The organism is Prevotella sp. RM4 (genome assembly GCF_000701965.1).
In the GTDB taxonomy this organism is placed as follows: Bacteria; Bacteroidota; Bacteroidia; order Bacteroidales; family Bacteroidaceae; genus Prevotella; species Prevotella ruminicola.
The window spans coordinates 1-19,394 of record NZ_JNKG01000013.1 but is presented as its reverse complement, the minus strand read 5'-3'; the positions used below and the strand labels follow the sequence as shown (position 1 = coordinate 19,394).

Genomic DNA, 19,394 nt, shown 5'->3' with positions numbered 1-19,394 from the left:
TAGACTTATTTGCGAACAATCACGCTTCCGCTTGCCTGATGGGTAGCCAGAATCAGCACTTCGGCTATCTGCACGTGAGCGGGAGCGTTTGCAGCGTAAACAGCTACATCGGCAATATCGTCGCCGGTAAGAGGTTTGATACCTTTATATACATTGGCAGCGCGCTCCTCGTCGCCGTGGAAACGGATGTTGCTGAAGTTGGTCTCTACCAGTCCGGGCTTCAGGTTGGTTACACGTACGGCGGTGTTAGCCACATCGATACGCAAACCATCGCTCAGCGCCTTAACGGCAGCCTTGGTAGCACAGTACACGTTACCGCCAGCGTAGGCAGCATCACCAGCTACCGAACCCATATTAATCACATGTCCGCGATCACGTGCCACCATACCAGGCACAATCAGGCGGGTCATAGTCAGAAGTCCCTTTACGTTGGTATCAATCATACCGTCCCAATCATCGCTGTTACCCTCGAATTCGGGCTCCAGACCTAAGGCCAGTCCGGCGTTGTTCACCAGCACGTCGATCTCCTGCCACTCAGCAGGCAAGCTCTCGATAGCCTGACGGGCAGCCTCACGGTCGCGCACGTCAAACATCAAGGTAAGCACCTCGGCACCCTGGGCCTTCAGCTCGTCGGCTATCGCTGTCATACGGACCTGGTTACGTCCAGTCAAAATCACCTTGTCGCCATTCTGGGCAAACTTGCGGGCACAAGCCTCACCAATGCCACTTGTGGCACCTGTTATCAATACAATCTTTTTCATAATTTTTGTGTTATTTATTCCATTGTGATATTTTCAATCTTAAGCTTCACCATACCAGCGGGCACACGCACCTCTACCACATCGCCGACCTTCTTATTTAACAGGGCCTGAGCAATAGGCGACTTGATACTGATTTTACCCTCTCGAAGGTTTGCCTCGTGGGGACTTGCGATGGTGTAAGTCATCTTAGCATTGTTATTTAAATTGGTCATCTCAACCTTACTCAGAAGTCCCACGCAATCCTTACCCAACAGCGAGGTATCAATCACGCGTGCATTCTCGAGCACCTTCTGCAGAAAGCTGATACGACCCAACAGGCGGCCCTGCTCGCGCTTGGCAGCATGATACTCAAAGTTCTCGCTCAGGTCGCCCTTATCGCGCGCCTCGCTGATGGCATCCTTACAAGCAGGTAAATCTACCGTCTCCAGTTGTTTCAATTCGGCTACGAGCTTGTCCCAGCCTTCTTGCGACATATATTCCATAATGATACAATTTCGTGTTATTTACTATCAATTCGGCTGCAAAATTAGCAAAAAAAACGCATATTTTACGATTTAGAGCACTATTTTTGGCAAAGTTTAGATATTTATTCAAATTTCGGCAGTTTTTACAATCTTTTTATTTATCTTTGCACCTTGAATTTTATAGGTAAAAAAATAAAGATGTAGAGATGGAAACAACAGCAATTCTGCTACTCCACTGCCCCGATCAGCAGGGCATTATTTCGGAAGTAACTAAGTTTATCACCGATAATAAGGGGAATATCGTTTACCTGGATCAGTATGTTGACAAGGTGGACGGCATGTTTTTTATGCGTATTGAGTGGGAACTGGAAGGATTTATGATTCCTCGCGACAAGATTTACGAGTACATCACCACCCTTTATGCGCAGCGTTACCAAATGAAATTCAGCTTGTACTTCAGCGATAAGCGTCCACGTATGGCTATCTTCGTTAGTAAGATGAGTCACTGCCTGTACGACTTGCTGGCACGATGGAAGGCTGGCGAGTTTAACTGCGACATTCCTTGTATCGTATCCAACCACGAGGATCTGCGCTACGTGGCCGACCAATTCGGCATTCCCTACTATGTGTGGAGCATTAAGAAAGACCACAGCAACAAGGAGGAGGTAGAGAAGGCCGAGATGGAGCTGCTGAAGAAAGAGGATATCTCGTTTATCGTGCTGGCCCGCTACATGCAGATTATCAGCGACGAGATGATAGCCGAATATCCGCATCATATCATTAACATCCACCACTCGTTCCTGCCAGCCTTTATCGGTGCCAAGCCCTATCATCAGGCTTACGAGCGCGGTGTGAAGATTATCGGTGCCACCAGCCACTATGTTACAGCCGAGCTGGATGCCGGTCCAATCATCGAGCAGGATGTTACCCGTATTACCCACAAGGACACACCCGAGAGCTTAGTGCTGAAGGGTAAGGACTTGGAGAAAATCGTGCTCTCACACGCTGTGAGCAAGCACATCCAGCGCAAAATCCTCACATACAAGAACAAGACGATTATATTTAGCTAATATTTAGCAAAAAAGAGAAAAAGAATGCAAGTTGCAATAGTAAAATACAACGCAGGAAATATCTATTCGGTGGTGAACGCACTGAAGCGCCTGGGTATAGAGCCCACGCTGACCGACGATGCCGAACTGCTGATGAAGGCCGATAAGGTACTGTTTCCTGGACAAGGTCATGCTGGCGAAGCGATGGACTATCTGCGGGCCCGCAAGCTCGACCTGCTGATACGCGACCTGAAGCAGCCCGTTTTCGGCATCTGCGTAGGTCAGCAACTATTATGTCGCCACTCTGAGGAGGGCGATACCGAGTGTATAGGCATTTTTGATGCCGAAGTAAAACGTTTCCAGCCCCAACGCCACGAGGACAAGGTGCCGTGTATGGGATGGCAAGAGTTGCGGGTGAGCGATAACCCGATTCTAAAAAATTTAGGCCAGCACCCTTACGTTTACTTTGTACACTCCTACTATGTGCCTGTGTGTAACGAGACCATCGCTACGGCAGACTACATTCTGCCCTACTCGGCCTCAATGCACAAGGATAATTTCTATACCTGCCAGTTCCACCCCGAAAAGAGTGGTAAGGTGGGCGAACAGATTATTAAAAACTTTATAGACTTATGATTGAACTGATTCCCGCTATCGACATTATTGCTGGTAAGTGTGTACGACTGACCAAGGGCGACTACGACCAGAAAACCGAGTACGGCGAGCCTTTAGAGATGGCCCGCGAGTTTGAACGCATCGGCTTTAAGCGTCTGCACATGGTAGATCTTGATGGCGCCAAATCAAAACATATTGTTAACAGCAAGGTGCTTACTCAGGTCACGTCTGAAACATCGCTCGAAGTAGATTTCGGTGGTGGCATTAAGACCCATACCGATATCGAGGCAGCCTTTGACGCTGGCGCACAGATGGTAACCGTTGGTTCTATTGCCGTTACCCAGCCCAACCTGTTTACCTGGTGGCTGCAGAAATACGGTCCTGACCGCATGATTCTGGGTGCCGATGTGCGCAATGGCAAAATCAGCATCAACGGCTGGAAGGAGGATTCGGAAGAAGACCTGCTGCCTTTCCTCAAGAAATACGTGGATGCTGGTGTGAAGAACGTGTTGTGCACAGAGATTTCGAAAGACGGCACCCTCGGCGGTCCAGCCTTTGAACTCTATGCTGACGTGATGAAGAAATATCCCGATTTGCACCTGATAGCCAGTGGCGGTGTATCGTGTATCGAAGATATCAAGGCCCTCGAAGCAATCGGCGTACCTGCCGTTGTGTTCGGCAAGGCCATTTACGAAGGTAAGATTGACCTTCGCGAACTGATTAAACTTAATAGATAAAGATGGGATTAGCAAAAAGAATCATACCCTGTTTGGACGTGAAGGATGGCGAGACCGTTAAAGGCACCAACTTTGTAAACCTGCGCTCGGCTGGCGACCCGGTTGAACTGGGTAAGGCCTACAGCGAGCAAGGTGCCGACGAGCTCTGCTTCCTGGATATCACAGCCAGTTTCGAGGGGCGCAAGACGTTTACCGACATGGTAACACGTGTGGCTAAAGAGATAAATATCCCCTTTACCGTGGGTGGTGGCATTAACGAGCTGGCCGATGTAGAGCGCCTGCTGTATGCCGGAGCTGATAAGGTGAGCGTGAACAGCGCTGCCATCCGCCGCCCCGAATTGATTAACGAGATTACCAGTCGCTTTGGTTCGCAGGTATGCGTAGTGGCCATTGATGCGAGATTCGATCCTGATGGATGGCATTGCTACCTGAAAGGTGGACGCGAGCGCACTGAGCGCGGCCTGTTTGAATGGGCACACGAGGCCCAGGAGCGTGGTGCAGGCGAGATACTGTTTACCTCGATGGACCACGATGGTGTGAAAGAAGGCTATGCCAACGAGGCTCTGCGCGAGTTGGCCGACAACCTCTCTATACCCATCATCGCCAGCGGTGGTGCCGGTAAGCGCGAGCATTTCCGCGACACCTTTATCGATGGTCATGCCGATGCCGCCCTCGCCGCCAGTGTGTTCCACTTCGGCGAAATCCCCATCCCCGAGCTCAAACGCTATCTAAAAGATGAGGGTATAAACGTCAGATTGTAAAATAGTAAATAGTCAAATTGTCAAATATAACAATGAAGATAGATTTTGAAAAGAGCGGAGGCCTGGTGCCCGCTATTATCCAGGATGCCCAAACTAAGAACGTGCTGATGCTGGGCTATATGAACGAGGAAGCCTACCAGAAAACCATCGATACCAAGAAGGTTACATTCTGGAGTCGCAGTCGTAACTGCCTTTGGACCAAAGGCGAGACCAGCGGCAACTTCCTGCATCTGGTAGATATCAAAGTGGACTGCGATAACGATACCCTGCTGGTAAAGGCAACACCCGACGGACCAACCTGTCACACAGGTACCGACACCTGTTGGGGCGAGACCAACGATAGCGGCGTAGCATTCCTGACCGAGCTTCAGGACTTTATCGACAAGCGCCACCAGGAGATGCCCGAGGGCAGCTATACCACCAAACTGTTTAAGGATGGTATCAACAAGATTGCCCAGAAGGTGGGCGAAGAGGCTTTGGAGACAGTGATCGAGGCTACCAACGGTACCGACGAGCACCTGGTTTACGAGGCCAGCGACCTGCTGTATCACCTCACCGTACTGCTCACCAGCAAGGGTTTGCGTATTGAGCAGGTGGCCGACGAGCTGCACAAGCGCCACGATCCCAACTGGGACAAGCAGCGCCGCGAAGCCAAAGCCGCTGGCAAAATGAAATAGTAAATTTTGGCAAAAAAAAATAATAGAATGCTGATTAATTATAAGAATGTAAACGTTTACCAGGATTCGGGCATTAAGGTGCTCGAGGGGGTGAACCTTGAGGTTAACGAGGGCGAGATGGTGTACGTGATTGGTCGCGTAGGCTCGGGTAAAAGTTCGCTTCTGAAGACACTCTACGGCGAACTGGATGTTGACGAGGCCGACGAGGCTATCGTGCTGGAGCGCGACCTGAAGACCATCCGCCGCAAAGATATTCCTGGCTTGCGCCGCGACCTGGGCGTGGTGTTCCAGAACTTCCAGCTGCTCAGCGACCGCACCGTATATAAAAACCTGCGCTTTGTGCTCAAGGCCACAGGTTGGAAAGATAACGATGCCATCAACAACCGCATCAGCGAGGTGATGGACCAAATCGGCCTCGATGAGAAACTGTTTAAGATGCCCAACGAACTGTCGGGTGGCGAGCAGCAGCGTGTGGCCATCGCCCGCGCCATCCTGAATCATCCTAAGCTCATCATCGCCGACGAGCCTACAGGTAATCTGGATAAGGACACAGCCGACAGCATTATGCAGCTGCTGAAGAGCATCGCCGAAACAGGTACTGCTGTGATTATGTCGACCCACAACATCGGCTTGGTAAACAAGTACCCTGGCAAAGCCTTCCAGTGCCTGGATGGCAAGATGGAACAGGTGGTGATCAAGCCAAAGGCTTGAGACATTAAACATTAAACATTAAAGATTAAAGATTAAACATTAAAGATTGAGCATTAGAAAATTAAAAATATAAGGCTTATGAAAGTAATGAAATTCGGCGGAACATCCGTCGGCTCACCAGAGAGAATGAAGGAGGTAACAGCACTTGTTACCAAGTTTAACGAACCAGTTTTCGTAGTGCTCTCAGCTATGTCGGGCACCACCAACAGTCTTGTCGAGATTTCCGACTATCTCTACAAGAAGAACCCCGATGGTGCTAACGAGGTGATTAACCGCTTGGAGCAGAAGTACGACAAGCATGTTGACGAGCTTTACAGCAAGGACGAGACCAAGGCCGCAACCCGCGAGTTCCTGAAGAGCGAGTTCGACTACCTGCGCTCGTTCACCAAGGAGCTCTTTACTTCTTTCGAGGAGAAGAGCATTGTGGCTCAGGGCGAGATGATGTCGACCAACATGGTGGTTAACTACATGAACGAGATTGGTATCAAGGCCGTACTGCTGAACGCACTCGACTTTATGCGTACTGATAAGAATGCCGAGCCCGATCCTGTATATATCAAGGAGAAGCTGGCTGCGCTGATGCAGGAGCACGAGGGTGTTCAGGTATTCTTGACTCAGGGCTTTATCTGCCGCAACGCTTATGGCGAGATTGATAACCTGCAGCGTGGTGGTAGCGACTACACAGCCTCGCTGATTGGTGCTGCTATCGGTGCTGATGAGATTCAGATATGGACCGATATCGATGGTATGCACAATAACGACCCACGTGTGGTTGACGGCACAGAGCCTGTTCACCAGCTGCACTTTGAGGAGGCAGCCGAGCTGGCTTACTTTGGTGCTAAGATTCTGCACCCAACCTGCGTGCAGCCTGCCAAGTATGCTGGTATCCCCGTTCGCCTGCTCAACACCATGGATCCTGAGGCCGAGGGTACTACCATCAGCAACAAGACCGAGTATGGCAAGATCAAGGCTATCGCTGCTAAGGACAACATCACCGCTATCAAGATCAAGTCATCACGCATGCTGCTGGCTACCGGTTTCCTGCGTAAGGTATTCGAGATCTTCGAGAGCTACCAGACTCCTATCGATATGGTTTGTACCTCAGAGGTTGGTGTATCGATGAGTATCGACAACAGCGCTCACCTGGGCGAGATTGTGGATGAACTGAAGAAGTACGGCACCGTTACCGTTGATACCAACATGTGTATCATCTGTGTGGTTGGCGACCTGGATTGGAGCAATGTAGGCTTCGAGACTATCGCCCTCGACGCGCTGAAGGATATCCCCGTTCGCATGGTAAGCTACGGTGGTTCTAACTACAACATCTCGTTCCTGATTCGCGAAGAGGACAAGAAGCGCGCCCTGCAGAAGCTGAGCGACACCATCTTTAAAAAATAAAGATGTAAGAATTTAAAAATGTAAAAATTAGAAAGAGACAAACAAGACAATGGCTAAAGGAATATTCCCAGTAGAGAGGTTCAACGAGATTGAGACACCTTTCTACTACTACGACACAGCTCTGCTGCGCCAGACACTACAAACGATTAACAACGAAGCCAGCAAGCACGAAGGCTTTGTGGTGCACTATGCCGTGAAGGCAAATGCCAACCCACGCATTCTGCGCATCATACGCGAAGCCGGACTGGGTGCCGATTGCGTAAGCGGCGGCGAGGTTGAAGCATCAATCAAGGCAGGCTTCCCCAAGGAGAAAATCGTTTATGCTGGTGTAGGTAAGAGCGATTGGGAAATCAAACTTGGACTGGACAACGACATCTTCTGTTTTAACGTAGAGAGCATCCCCGAGCTCGAGGTTATCAACGAGCTGGCAGCCCAGAAGGGCAAGGTGGCTCGCGTGGCTTTCCGTTTGAATCCCAATGTGGGTGCCCACACCCACGCTAACATCACCACCGGACTGGCCGAGAACAAGTTCGGCATCGCTATGGGCGATATGGTAAAGGTGATTCGCGAGGCCGAGAAGATGGAGAACGTAAAATTTGTAGGCTTGCACTTCCATATTGGTTCGCAGATATTGGATATGGGCGATTTCGAGGCACTCTGCAATCGCGTAAACGAGCTGCAGCAGGAGCTTATCAGTCATCGCATCCGTGTTGAGCATATCAACGTGGGTGGTGGACTGGGTATCGACTATGCGCACCCCAACCGTGTGCCCATTCCCGATTTCAAGGCTTATTTCGACACCTATGCCAAGAAGCTGAAACTGCAGCCCGGACAAACCCTGCACTTTGAGCTGGGACGTGCCGTTGTGGCTCAGTGCGGTAGCCTTATCACACGTACCTTATATATTAAGGAAGGTGCAGTTAAAAAGTTTGCCATTGTCGATGCAGGCTTCACCGACCTCATCCGCCCGGCACTCTACCAGGCTTACCATAAGATTGAGAATATCACCAGCGACGAAGCACCCGAGGCCTATGATGTGGTAGGTCCTATCTGCGAGAGCACCGACGTGTTTGCTAAGCAGATCGACCTGAACAAGGCTAAGCGCGGCGATTTGCTGGCCATCCGATCGGCTGGTGCCTATGGCGAGATTATGGCGTCGCAGTACAACTGTCGCCGCCTGCCAAAGGGCTACATGAGCGATGAGCTGTAAGCAAAATGTAAAAATGTAAAAATTATAAAATGAATAAAGACGAACGGAGATTCTCTGTTATCATGACCGTGTACGACCAGGCGTACGAGCTGCAGGAAAACTTAACGGCTTTCCTCACCCAGCAGTATGCGCCTGGCTACGAGGTTGTGGTGGTAGATGAGTCTTCTACCGACGAGACGCCTGATATACTCAAGCTTCTTAAAAAAGATTACCCCAACCTCTATACCACCTTCCTACCCAAGTCAGAAGGGCATGCCATGAGCAAAAAGCAGGCCTATAACATTGGTATCAAGGCAGCGAAAAACGATTGGTTAATCTTTGCCAACGCCAGTCATGCGCCCGTAAACGCAGATATTCTGCAGGCCATCAACGATACCTTTGATGACACCGCCGACCTGACGTTAGGCTATCTTACCAAGAAAGGCATTAAACTGCAGGCATTCGTCGATGTAGATGATGCCAGTGACCATATTACACGCATAGAGCGCCGATTAAAGAAGGTGAGAACCCGCAAGCGCCACCACTACCGCTGGGGGCGTTACGATTTCATCGTTATCAAGAAATCGGTGGCCTTCGATGTGCTGAAGTACTTCGAACTCAAGCCATCGTTTGTTCAGCGTCAGGCTTTGCGTTGGCGCATTTTCTGGAAAAACCAGTTCTGCAGATATGAATATATTACATATCTACCCAAAGAATAACGAGCTGATACAACGTCATGTACAGCTGTTGGTAGAGGGATTACGACAGAGTGCCACCGTGGTAGTGGCCGATAACAGCAAATCCTTCTACCAACAGGCTCGCGACGCCCAGGCCGATATCATCCACATTCATGGCGCCAACCAGATGCTGCACACCAAGGCCATGCGTTGCGCCCGTAAGCTTAATATCCGTACCGTAGTAACACCTCACGGACAGCTGCAGCCCTTTGCCTTGCAGATGCTGCCCGCCCAGCAGCGTGCCGCTATGACGCTGGTACAGCGCGAGTTTATCGAGGGGGCCTATGCAGTGATTACCCTGGGCAAAATGGAGCGACAGAGCTTTATGGAGCTGGGGTGGAACCCACGGGTTGAGGAGGTTCACAATGCCGTTACCACCAACACCATCAGTCCTGCCGAGATGGCTGCCCAAACATTTGCCATCTATCAGAAGATACTCGACTCGAACACCCTCGAACTGATGGACGACCTCACCCGTCGTGCCCTCAAGGTGATTATCAAGGCAGGTATCATGGGCGATAAGCGCTGGGTGGAGCAAGAGGCCAAGGAGGTGGATGCCCGCCTGATTGACTGGCGACGACTGCTGATATATGCCGAGCATGAGAACATCAGCAACTATACCGACTACGGTATCCGCATACTCGACTACACATCGCCACTACTCGACGTAGCGAGGATTGCGGCCTATTTCCCCAAGAAATACCATCGCCCCCAGCCCATCAAGGAGCTGATAGGCGATTATCAGGGCGACGAGACCGATTACCTGATGCGCATCATCCGTCAGGTGCTCAAAGCCCCTACTCTGTTGAACATGATGGAGCTGACACGCGAGCTGTATCGCGACAACGTGAACGACGACCAGCTGGCCGAAGCACTCGAAGACGCCAATCTTACCAAGCGTGCAGCCCGATTGATTCAGGTTCTGAGCGAGCAGGTATTATTAGACGAGGGTTACATGCCCATCGACCCGCTCGACGATAAACAGACCGACGTATTACGTAACAATCTGAAAAACCATCTTAAGATATGAAACATCTTACCGGCAATGAAACTGATCTGCACTACTTGCAACTGTTAGCACAATCGTTCCCCACGGTTGCCGACGCCTCAACCGAGATTATCAACCTCGAGGCTATCATGGCGCTGCCTAAGGGCACCGAGCACTTCCTGGCCGATATTCACGGCGAGAGCGAGGCTTTCCGCCATATCCTGAAGAATGCCTCGGGTAACATCAAGCGTAAGGTAAACGAGCTGTTTGGCAACGATATCCGTGAGAGCGAGAAGAAAGAGTTGTGCACCCTGATATACTACCCCGAAGAGAAACTGGAGCTGATTAAGGCTCAGGAAAAAGATATAGAGGACTGGTACCGCATTACCATCCACCAACTGGTAAAAGTGTGCCGCGACGTGAGCAGTAAGTACACCCGCTCGAAGGTGCGCAAATCGCTGCCACAGGATTTTGCCTACATTATCGAGGAGCTGCTGCACGAGAGTTTGAGCGACAACGATAAGGCCGCCTACGTGAGCGTGATTGTAAACACCATCATCTCTACAGGTCGTGCTGATGATTTTATCTGCGCCATCTGTAATGTGATCCAGCGCCTGGCCATCGACCAGCTGCATATTCTTGGCGACATCTACGATCGTGGTCCTGGTGCCCACATCATCATGGACACCCTGCGCCAATACCACTCGTGGGATATCCAGTGGGGCAATCACGATGTGCTGTGGATGGGCGCTTCGGCTGGTAACGATGCCTGTATCTGCAACGTGCTGCGCCTGTGCCTGCGTTATGCCAACCTGACTACCATCGAGGAGTATGGTATTAACCTGGTACCCCTGGCCACCTTTGCACTCGACGTGTATGGCAACGACCCCTGTCTGGAGTTCCAGCCCAAGCTGCTGCCAGGCAACACGATGGACGAGAAGACCAAGCAGCTCACCGCCAAGATGCACAAGGCCATCGCCGTGCTGCAGTTTAAGACCGAGGCCGAGATATTTACCCGCCGTCCCGAGTGGCAGATGACCGACCGTTGTATGCTCAGTATGGTAAACTACGAAAAGGGCACCTGCAACATCGATGGTAAGGATTACGAGATGAAGAGCTGTAACTTCCCCACCGTTAATCCCCTGCATCCTAACAAGCTCACCGCCGAGGAGGCCGACCTGATGCAGAAGCTGCACCACTCGTTCCGCATCAGCGAAAAGCTGCACAAGCATATCAACACGCTGCTGTCGCACGGCTGCATGTACACCATCAGCAACAGCAACCTGCTGTTCCACGCCGCCATCCCGCTCAACGACGATGGTTCGCTCAAGGAGATAGAGATCTATCCAGGCAGGAAATACTCGGGCAAGGAGCTGATGCACAATATCGGCATGATGATCCGCGAGGCCTTCCAGAACGATTCGGATGATAAGGATTACGCCCGCGACTACTTCCTGTACCTGTGGTGCGGTAAGGAGTCGCCCCTGTTCTGTAAGTCGAAGATGGCCACCTTCGAGCGCTATTTCCTGGTAGATAAGGACACCTATAAGGAGGAGAAAGGCAATTACTTTAAGCTGCGCGACAGCGAGGAGGTTTGCGACCGCATACTGGATGCCTTCGGCGTAAAAGGCACCAACCGCCATATTATCAACGGTCACGTGCCCGTACATGCCGGTAGCGGCGAGAATCCTATCAAGGCAGGCGGCAAGCTCATGGTGATTGATGGTGGTTTCTCCGAGGCCTATCACAAGGAGACTGGTATTGCCGGCTACACCCTGGTATATCACTCGCGCGGTTTCCAACTGGTTCAGCACGAGCCGTTTACCTCGGCCCGCGATGCTATAGCACGCGAAATAGATATTAAATCTACCACACAGATTATCGAGATGTCGGCCCATCGCATGCTGGTGGCCGATACCGATAAGGGCGAAGAGCTGCGCACACAGATTGCCGACCTGAAGGAGCTGCTTTACGCCTATCGTCACGGTATAATTACTGAGCGCCGCCGATGATTGCCCGCTGCCTGTTAGCCCTGCTGTGGCTGCTGCCATTAGCCGCACAAGCCGAGAACCGCATTAACCAGCCCAACATCAAGACGCTGGTTACGATGGTGAACCAGAACTGGCTGAATGCCCCTGTGATGCGCCTGCATAGCGACGATGTGCTGACGGTAGAGTTCGACGAACTCTCGCACGACTACCATCGCTACGTGTATCGCCTCGAGCATTGTGAGGCCGACTGGACACCAAGCGAAGAGCTGTTCGAGAGCGACTGGCTTTCAGGCTTCAACGGCACCCCCATCGAGGATTACGCCCACTCCATAAACACCATCGTACCCTACACCCACTACCAGCTGCAGCTGCCCAACGACCGCTGCCAGCTGCTGATGAGTGGCAACTACCGCCTGTATATTTTGGACGAGGACGACGACAACCGCGAGGTATTGGTAACCGAGTTTATGGTTACCGAGCAGAGTATGCGCCTGAGCCTGAGCAGCACCCCTAACACCGATATCGACACCCGAGTGAGTCACCAGCAGGTTGCGATGGCGCTCGACTATGGCAGCCTGCCCGTTACCAACCCCGATACGCAGATTTACGCCGTAGTGATGCAGAACCACCAGCAGCGCAATATGCGCCAGGGCATAAAACCCAACATCACCACCCGCAACGGTCTGGAGTGGAGCCACAACCGCGAGCTCATCTTCGATGCGGGCAACGAGTATCGTAAGTTCGAGGTGCTGGATGTGAGTCATCCCACCATGGGTATCGACCACATTACCTGGGATGGCGAGAACTATCAGGCCTACACCTTTGTAGATGCCCCCCGCCCCAACTACCTGTACGACGAGGATGCCAACGGCGCCTTCTGTATCCGCAACAGCGACTACCACGAGGTAAGCACCACTGGCCAGTATGTGTGGGTAAACTACCGCCTGCGTGTACCACGCCAGGGACCTATCTACATCAGCGGCCGCTGGACTACTGCTACAGGTGCCGACGACTACATGCTGTATTACGACCCCGTGAACGAGCTCTACACAGCCAGCATCCTACAGAAGCAAGGCTATTACAACTACCAGTACACCACAGCCGATGGGCAACAGTTAGCCAGCGAGGGCAACTATTACCAAACCGAAAATCAATATCAAGCTTTAGTTTATTACAAGGGCACTACCGACCGCACTTGGCGCCTTAGCGCTTTCTGCGATACTGGTCGGGAGTAACGTGGTGAACCTGGAAGAACTGCGATATCAGGAAGTTTACCGAAATAAATCCGCACTTATCAGCTATCACCTCAAGCGGCTCCTTGGTGTTACGCAGCATGCGCTCGGCCTGCTGCAGTCGGGCCTGCTTAATCAGTGGTCGCGGACTCTTGAATATATTGGTGGTAATCACCTGATAGAACGTCTTGGCATCCATGCCGGCGGCATTGCTCAGTCGGCGCATGGTCATCTTTTTCTTCTTGCGCTCAAACTCTACCACATGGGCAATCTTCTTATATATCTTCAGGAAGTCTTCATCCAGTTCTACCTGCGGGTCGGGCTGTGCCAAAGTGTATTCCTCAACCACTGGCTCCAGTACCTCGGCGCTGGTGTTACAACGGTCCACAAAAGCGTAGATACGGTTAATCAGGCCAATCTCCTCGCTGTTACGCATAGCACGCAGGTTGGCATTCTTCATATAGTAGAACAGGTTAATACCCGCCATCACTACCAGCACAAAGGCCAACAGTCCGAACATACCTACCGAACGCCACCAAGGCTCGTTCACGTCGATGGTCCACTCGTAAGGTTTGGTATCCCATATATCGGGTGCTAACGAAGCTTGTACCTGTATGGTGTAGTGTCCTGGGCGCAGCGCTATCAGCGGCAGGTGCAGCAGGCCATCCTTGTCAACCATATCAGAACTGAATGGCGACAGTATGCGCCACTCCTCGTCGAGCCCCAGCACACGCACGCGATAGAACGTCTGTTGCGGACGGAAGTAGTTCAAAGCCGAGAACACCAGCGTCAACGAGTTCTGATTGTAATTCAGATCCAGGCCCCAGACACGACTCAGGGCACGATCCAGTATGCGTTTTCCGTCAATCTCGGTAGTAGGGTTCACATCTATACCGTTAACCATCAGCTTTATCAGCTTAGGATAAATCTTAAACGGATAACTGTTGTCGAGTGTCGACATCTTGGTAGGATCAAACAGCACCACATGGTCGAGCGACTGCATGGCTATCTGCCCGTCGGGCAGCAGCATGGCCTTACCGTTCACAAACACCTCGTTAGGCACATGGTCGTACTCGTTGTAGCTGTTGATAAAGTGTACCTTGTCATCCTCGTCAAACAGCACTACCGATATACCGTAGCTGGTAGCCACCCAGATGTGGTGGGCTTGGTCTTCTACTATCGAGTGTACAATATTGTTGTACAAGCCATCCTTGGTGGTGTAAACCTGTGGCAACAGGTCGCTTTCGCGGCGATACACCTGCAAGCCCTGCGATGTGCCCACCCACGTCCAGCCTCGCGAATCCTTAAACACGCAGTTCACGGTGCGGTCGCGGAATTTTGGCCACTGGTTTACGTTACTCATCATAGAGCCCAGCTGGTTAGCTGTAGGTGTTCCCCAGGCATAGGGTATAAATGGCGGTTTGTAGGGCCTTGAGTAAAGTATACCGCGACTCTCGGTACCGGCCCACATACCACCCTGGCGGTCGAAGGCAATCACATTGATATCGGTTTCGAGCGGCTGCCCGGACAAAATACTCAGTGCCTCGAAATGGGTAGTCTCGTAGCTGCTCTCGTGTACTGTCCAATAACCGTATTCGCAAGGCACATACAGCAGCGAGTCGTGCTTCACCAAACTGTTCAGGTGGTAAGGTGTGCGCAGCAGTTCGGTCCACTCCTTGCGTGGCACGTCGTACTGCATCAGTATGGCCTCCTTGGCACCGTTACGTATCTGGTACACCTTGGTGCTGTCCATCATTACCAGCGACGAAGCCGCATAGTGGCGGGCCATTTCGTCGTTATAGGGTCGGTTCTCGGTCAAGCGCTTACCCTTGGCAATATCGTACATCTCCATCAGTCCGTTCTCGTAGAACAGCATCAGGAACTTGTCCTTATACACCTCCAGGTCCTGTAGGTTCAAGCCCGCACGAGGCTTAATATACTGCTTGGTTGCAACCGAATACAGTCCGTTAGCCGTCAGCAGCCAAACCACACCCGTACGGTCCACAAACAAGTCCATCACGCGCTCTTTCACACCAAACTCGGCAAACACATCCTCAATGCTCGGCACAAAGCGTTCGGTAATCAGCTCTACACAAGTAACGCTACCCGTGTTCTTCAGCCAGATGTGGTGATACTTGTCGAAGTACAGATGGTAATTACCACGATAATCCGACAGGGCGTAGATGTTCTCATCCAGCGGGTCGATATACGAGAACGAGGCGCCGTCGTAGAAGTTAATCTGACCTGCGGTGGTAATCACCAGTCGGCCTGTCTTGGTGCAAAGAATGGTTTGGGCACCGTTATCGGCCAAACCGTTAGCTGCGGTATAATTACGGAAGACACGCGGTGACACATTAACAGCCCCTGCAGTCAATATCGACAGCAGCACTGTTAGTAGTATTATCGCGTATCTTCTAGTCATAGGTCTCTAAAATCTCAATGTTCAATGTTCCATGTTCAATTGTGGTCTAGACCACCTCAATTCCTTGTTCCTCACATAGTTTCAGGCTCATCTCCTTTAGTTTGAATTTCTGGATCTTACCTGATCCCGTGAGCGGGAATTCTTTGATAAAGAACACGTACTTCGGAATTTTGTATCGGGCTATCTTACCTCGGCAGAACAGCTGCACATCCTCGGGCGTCATCTCCACACCCTCTTCCAGGATGATAAAGGCACCCACGGCCTCGCCATATTTCTTAGATGGCACAGCAGCCACCTGTACATCGCGAATGCCAGGCATGTGATACAGGAACTCCTCAATCTCGCGTGGGTAGATGTTCTCACCACCACGAATAATCATATCCTTGATACGACCCGTAATCTTGTAGAAGCCCTGCTCGTCCTTCACACCCAGGTCGCCTGAGTGCAGATAGCCGTTTTTGTCGATCACCTCGGCCGTAGCCTCTGGATTCTTATAATAGCCCTTCATCACATTAAAGCCCTTACAGCACATCTCACCCTGCACGCCAACGGGGCATTCCTCGCCGGTCTCTGGGTCGAGCACCTTCACATCTACAAATGGGAAGTCGCGTCCCACAGTAGTACAACGCTGCTCAAAAGTGTCGTTCAGGCAGGTCTGCGTCATACCAGGCGAGCTCTCGGTCAGTCCGTACACGCTGGTAATGGTCATATACATTTTTTCGCTTACCTGCTTCATCAGCTCGATAGGACAGAGCGATCCGGCCATGATACCTGTACGCAGACAACTCAGGTCGAACATGTCGAACATCGGGTGATTCAGCTCGGCTATGAACATCGTAGGCACACCGTAAACGGCGGTACAACGCTCTTTGTGTATCGAGGCCAGCACTACCAGTGGGTCGAACTTCTCAACCATCACCTCGGTACAGCCGTGAGTCAAGCAGTTCATCGTGGCCAGCACCACACCAAAGCAGTGGAACAAGGGCACGCATACACACAACTTATCATCCTGTGTAAAGCCCATATTCTCGCCGGTAAAGTAACCATCGTTCGAAATGCCGTAGTGAGTCAGCATCACACCCTTGGGGAAACCTGTGGTACCGCTGGTGTACTGCATGTTGCACACATCGTAGCAGCTCACCTGCTTCTTCATCGTGTTCAGTGTCTCGTCATCGATATTCTGACCCAACAGCAGCAGCTCGGCGGTGTTATACATACCGCGATACTTCTCCATACCTATATATACTACGTTCTTCAGGTAAGGGAATCGCTCGCTGTTCAGATGTCCGCGCTCGCAAGTCTTCAACTCTGGCAGCATGGTGTAGGTCATATCCACATAGTTACAATCCCATGTACCATCGGTAATGCAAAGCACTTCCATATCCGAGTCCTTACACAGATACTCCAGCTCGTTCTGCTTGTAGTTGGTGTTCACCGTTACCAGCACTGCACCAATCTTAGCTGTAGCATACAGGAAGGTTAGCCAGTCGGGCACATTGGTAGCCCAGATACCCACATTCGAGCCCTTCTTAACGCCGATAGATATCAGGCCCTTGGCCAGATTATCCACACGCTCATTAAACTTGCTCCATGTAAAGCGCAGGTCTCTATCCGAATATACTATGTATTCCTTATCAGGAGTAGTCTCAGCCCAGTACTCCAGCCATTCGCCCAGAGTTCTTTCCCACAGCTTGTATCCCTCCGAGCCGGTCTCGGCTGGATAAGTTCTATCAGGCAGCGGTCTGCCCGCCATATCGTATTTTACATCACTCATCTTAATCCTTAATGTTTAATGTTTAATGTATTAAAATGGTATGTAAACTACTGCCAGAATCTTTGCACTCTTGCCAGGGGCACCGTGTACGTGGTGCTTTACAATCGAGTCGTAGAAAATGCTGTCGCCCTCTTTCAGGGTGTAGGTCTCTTTACCATACACAATCTCTACTTCACCCTGCATCACGTAGATAAACTCCTCACCCTCGTGGTCGCTCAACTGGAAGTTGGGGTTCTCCTCGGGGTTAATGTCAATTACGAATGGCTCCATATGGCGACCAGCCTTCTGCTGTGCCAATGGGTGATACTCCATGTGCTTACGTGCATCAGTAGCGCCGTTGCTAAAGCTGATGCTGCTATCCTTCTCACGATCTTCGGCGCGACAAACAATAGGTCCAAGGGCATCGTTATCATCCATAAAGGTACCTAGGCGAACACCTAAAGCACGAGCAATCTTAATCAGTGGACCCAGCGATGGCAGGTTCACATCATTCTCAATACTCTCTATCTGCTCTACGGTAAGTCCGCTGCGCTCAGCAATCACGTCGATGCTGAGATTCTTGGTTTCTCTAAGGCCCTTGATTTTTGCGCCTACAACTGAATGATTATTCATCTTACTTACAAATATTTTTTTACCTATTATTTCAAGGGCAAAAGTACATATTTTAATTGGAAAACAAGCGTGTTTTAATAGATTTTAACAAGAAAGTTGTACACTCTGCTAAAAATGTTGTACCTTTGCAGCCATGAAACGCATTTGTAACTTCATAGCCCGTTGGATGGGCGCATTGGTAGTAGTGGTGGCAGCAGTAGCGCTGTTCGCCCCCCAAAGTCTTAACTGGATGAGCACCTACACCATCAATCCCATGTTAGGAGTCATCATGTTCGGCATGGGACTCACCCTCTCGCCAGCCGACTTCCGCATCGTGCTCAGTCGCCCCAAGGACATCCTGTTAGGCTGCCTGGCCCAGTTCACCGTTATGCCGCTGTTGGCATTCCTTATTTCGTGGGCATTGCAGCTCCCTAACGAGTTGGCTTTAGGCGTCATCCTCGTGGGCTGCTGTCCTGGTGGCACCGCCTCCAATGTCATCACCTATCTGGCCAAGGGCGATCTGGCCCTGTCGGTAGGCATGACCGCCTGCTCTACCCTCCTGGCGCCTGTGCTCACCCCGTTGCTGGTATGGCTCATGGCAGGCACCATGGTCAATGTAGATACCATCGGCATGCTCACCAGCATTATATATGTGGTCATAGCCCCTATCGTGGCAGGCCTGTTGTGCCAGCGTTTCATGCCCCGTGCCACCCGCAGCGTCACCCCCTATCTGCCAGCCCTCTCGTCGGTGGTTATCGCCCTGGTAGTAGGCATCATCGTCAGCCATAATGCCAGTCGCCTGCTGTTAGGAGGCGCCATTGTAGTAGCAGCCGTCGTATTGCACAATCTGTTAGGTCTCAGTGTAGGCTATGCCATCGGCCGCCTGCTACGCCTACCCCATCCCAAACGTGTAGCCCTCAGCATCGAGGTAGGCATGCAAAACAGCGGTTTGGCCTCATCCTTAGCCGTACTCCATTTTGCCGCCTACCCCCTGGCCACCATCCCCGGTGCCATCTTCAGCGTATGGCACAACATCAGCGGCGCCCTCGCCGCAAAACTCTATGGCAGATAGCAGTCCAAGCTACACTACCAAGTGGAGTGATATCCCAGAAGCGGAATAACTTTTGCAGTTTTGCGGTTTTGCAAACTTGACTTAAAGGTTTTTAGAAATCTATAATTTAAAGCCTATTATTATATAATATATATATTATATAATAATAGAGATATTTTACTAAAATATCCAATACCTTAATGTCAAGTTTGCAAAAGTGCAAAAGCGCAAAACCATCATCAGATA

At 51.1% G+C, this 19,394-nt stretch carries 18 protein-coding genes; 13 read left to right on the top strand and 5 right to left on the bottom strand.

Annotated features, from left to right (window positions below; genetic code table 11):
* Positions 1-5: 5 nt before the first annotated feature.
* Both T499_RS0112055 and greA read right to left on the bottom strand, forming a co-directional pair.
* A complete protein-coding gene (locus T499_RS0112055; protein ID WP_013064615.1) occupies positions 6-761 on the bottom strand; it encodes an SDR family oxidoreductase in 756 nt (251 codons plus the stop codon).
* 14 nt (positions 762-775) lie between these two features.
* The gene (gene greA, locus T499_RS0112050; RefSeq protein WP_013063638.1) at positions 776-1,243 is read right to left on the bottom strand and encodes a transcription elongation factor GreA; all 468 of its coding nucleotides are present in this window, start codon (positions 1,241-1,243) and stop codon (positions 776-778) included.
* A 188-nt stretch (positions 1,244-1,431) separates the two neighbouring features.
* Between greA and purU the strand changes: the two genes are divergently transcribed.
* The 12 genes from purU (at position 1,432) to T499_RS0111990 (ending at position 13,313) form a co-directional block, all read left to right on the top strand.
* Positions 1,432-2,295, top strand: a complete 864-nt coding sequence (purU, locus tag T499_RS0112045) for a formyltetrahydrofolate deformylase (protein ID WP_013063047.1) — start codon at positions 1,432-1,434, stop codon at positions 2,293-2,295.
* A 24-nt stretch (positions 2,296-2,319) separates the two neighbouring features.
* The gene (gene hisH / locus T499_RS0112040; protein WP_033151191.1) at positions 2,320-2,910 is read left to right on the top strand and encodes an imidazole glycerol phosphate synthase subunit HisH; all 591 of its coding nucleotides are present in this window, start codon (positions 2,320-2,322) and stop codon (positions 2,908-2,910) included.
* Positions 2,907-3,626, top strand: a complete 720-nt coding sequence (hisA, locus tag T499_RS0112035; RefSeq protein WP_033151190.1) for a 1-(5-phosphoribosyl)-5-[(5-phosphoribosylamino)methylideneamino]imidazole-4-carboxamide isomerase — start codon at positions 2,907-2,909, stop codon at positions 3,624-3,626. The genes hisH and hisA overlap by 4 nt, the downstream gene beginning before the upstream one ends.
* Positions 3,627-3,628: 2 nt before the next feature.
* Positions 3,629-4,387 carry an imidazole glycerol phosphate synthase subunit HisF gene (gene hisF / locus T499_RS0112030; RefSeq protein ID WP_033151189.1) on the top strand — a complete coding sequence of 253 codons (759 nt, stop codon included), beginning with the start codon at positions 3,629-3,631 and terminating at the stop codon, positions 4,385-4,387.
* Between the two features lie 32 nt (positions 4,388-4,419).
* Positions 4,420-5,064 carry a bifunctional phosphoribosyl-AMP cyclohydrolase/phosphoribosyl-ATP diphosphatase HisIE gene (gene hisIE, locus T499_RS0112025; RefSeq protein ID WP_033151188.1) on the top strand — a complete coding sequence of 215 codons (645 nt, stop codon included), beginning with the start codon at positions 4,420-4,422 and terminating at the stop codon, positions 5,062-5,064.
* Positions 5,065-5,091: 27 nt separating this feature from the next.
* Positions 5,092-5,775, top strand: a complete 684-nt coding sequence (locus tag T499_RS0112020; RefSeq protein ID WP_033151187.1) for a cell division ATP-binding protein FtsE — start codon at positions 5,092-5,094, stop codon at positions 5,773-5,775.
* A gap of 78 nt (positions 5,776-5,853) precedes the next feature.
* On the top strand, positions 5,854-7,173 hold the full coding sequence (locus T499_RS0112015; RefSeq protein ID WP_013063559.1) for an aspartate kinase: 1,320 nt from the start codon (positions 5,854-5,856) through the stop codon (positions 7,171-7,173).
* Between the two features lie 49 nt (positions 7,174-7,222).
* Entirely contained in the window at positions 7,223-8,383 is a 1,161-nt protein-coding gene (lysA, locus tag T499_RS0112010) for a diaminopimelate decarboxylase (protein ID WP_033151186.1), read from the top strand.
* Positions 8,384-8,412: 29 nt separating this feature from the next.
* Positions 8,413-9,081: a glycosyltransferase family 2 protein gene (locus T499_RS0112005; protein WP_084163143.1), complete on the top strand. Its 669-nt coding sequence runs from the start codon at positions 8,413-8,415 to the stop codon at positions 9,079-9,081.
* On the top strand, positions 9,050-10,129 hold the full coding sequence (locus tag T499_RS0112000; RefSeq protein WP_033151184.1) for a glycosyltransferase: 1,080 nt from the start codon (positions 9,050-9,052) through the stop codon (positions 10,127-10,129). Before T499_RS0112005 ends, T499_RS0112000 begins: the two co-directional genes overlap by 32 nt.
* The gene (locus tag T499_RS0111995; protein ID WP_033151183.1) at positions 10,126-12,099 is read left to right on the top strand and encodes a fructose-1,6-bisphosphatase; all 1,974 of its coding nucleotides are present in this window, start codon (positions 10,126-10,128) and stop codon (positions 12,097-12,099) included. Before T499_RS0112000 ends, T499_RS0111995 begins: the two co-directional genes overlap by 4 nt.
* Positions 12,096-13,313: a type IX secretion system plug protein gene (locus T499_RS0111990; protein ID WP_052173710.1), complete on the top strand. Its 1,218-nt coding sequence runs from the start codon at positions 12,096-12,098 to the stop codon at positions 13,311-13,313. Before T499_RS0111995 ends, T499_RS0111990 begins: the two co-directional genes overlap by 4 nt.
* Here T499_RS0111990 and T499_RS0111985 read toward each other — a convergent pair.
* From T499_RS0111985 to T499_RS0111975, 3 genes are read right to left on the bottom strand one after another with little or no spacing between them, the layout of a single operon-like run.
* Positions 13,282-15,732: a helix-turn-helix domain-containing protein gene (locus T499_RS0111985; RefSeq protein ID WP_084163141.1), complete on the bottom strand. Its 2,451-nt coding sequence runs from the start codon at positions 15,730-15,732 to the stop codon at positions 13,282-13,284. The two genes, T499_RS0111990 and T499_RS0111985, sit on opposite strands and share 32 nt — an antisense overlap.
* 46 nt (positions 15,733-15,778) lie before the next feature.
* Complete coding sequence (locus T499_RS0111980; RefSeq protein ID WP_052173736.1) at positions 15,779-17,485, bottom strand: AMP-binding protein; 1,707 nt, start codon at positions 17,483-17,485, stop codon at positions 15,779-15,781.
* A gap of 51 nt (positions 17,486-17,536) precedes the next feature.
* Positions 17,537-18,118 carry a helix-turn-helix domain-containing protein gene (locus T499_RS0111975; RefSeq protein ID WP_013063601.1) on the bottom strand — a complete coding sequence of 194 codons (582 nt, stop codon included), beginning with the start codon at positions 18,116-18,118 and terminating at the stop codon, positions 17,537-17,539.
* A 133-nt stretch (positions 18,119-18,251) separates the two neighbouring features.
* On the opposite strand from T499_RS0111975, the gene T499_RS0111970 reads away from it, so the two are divergent.
* On the top strand, positions 18,252-19,169 hold the full coding sequence (locus tag T499_RS0111970) for a bile acid:sodium symporter family protein (RefSeq protein WP_033151181.1): 918 nt from the start codon (positions 18,252-18,254) through the stop codon (positions 19,167-19,169).
* Positions 19,170-19,394: the final 225 nt, after the last annotated feature.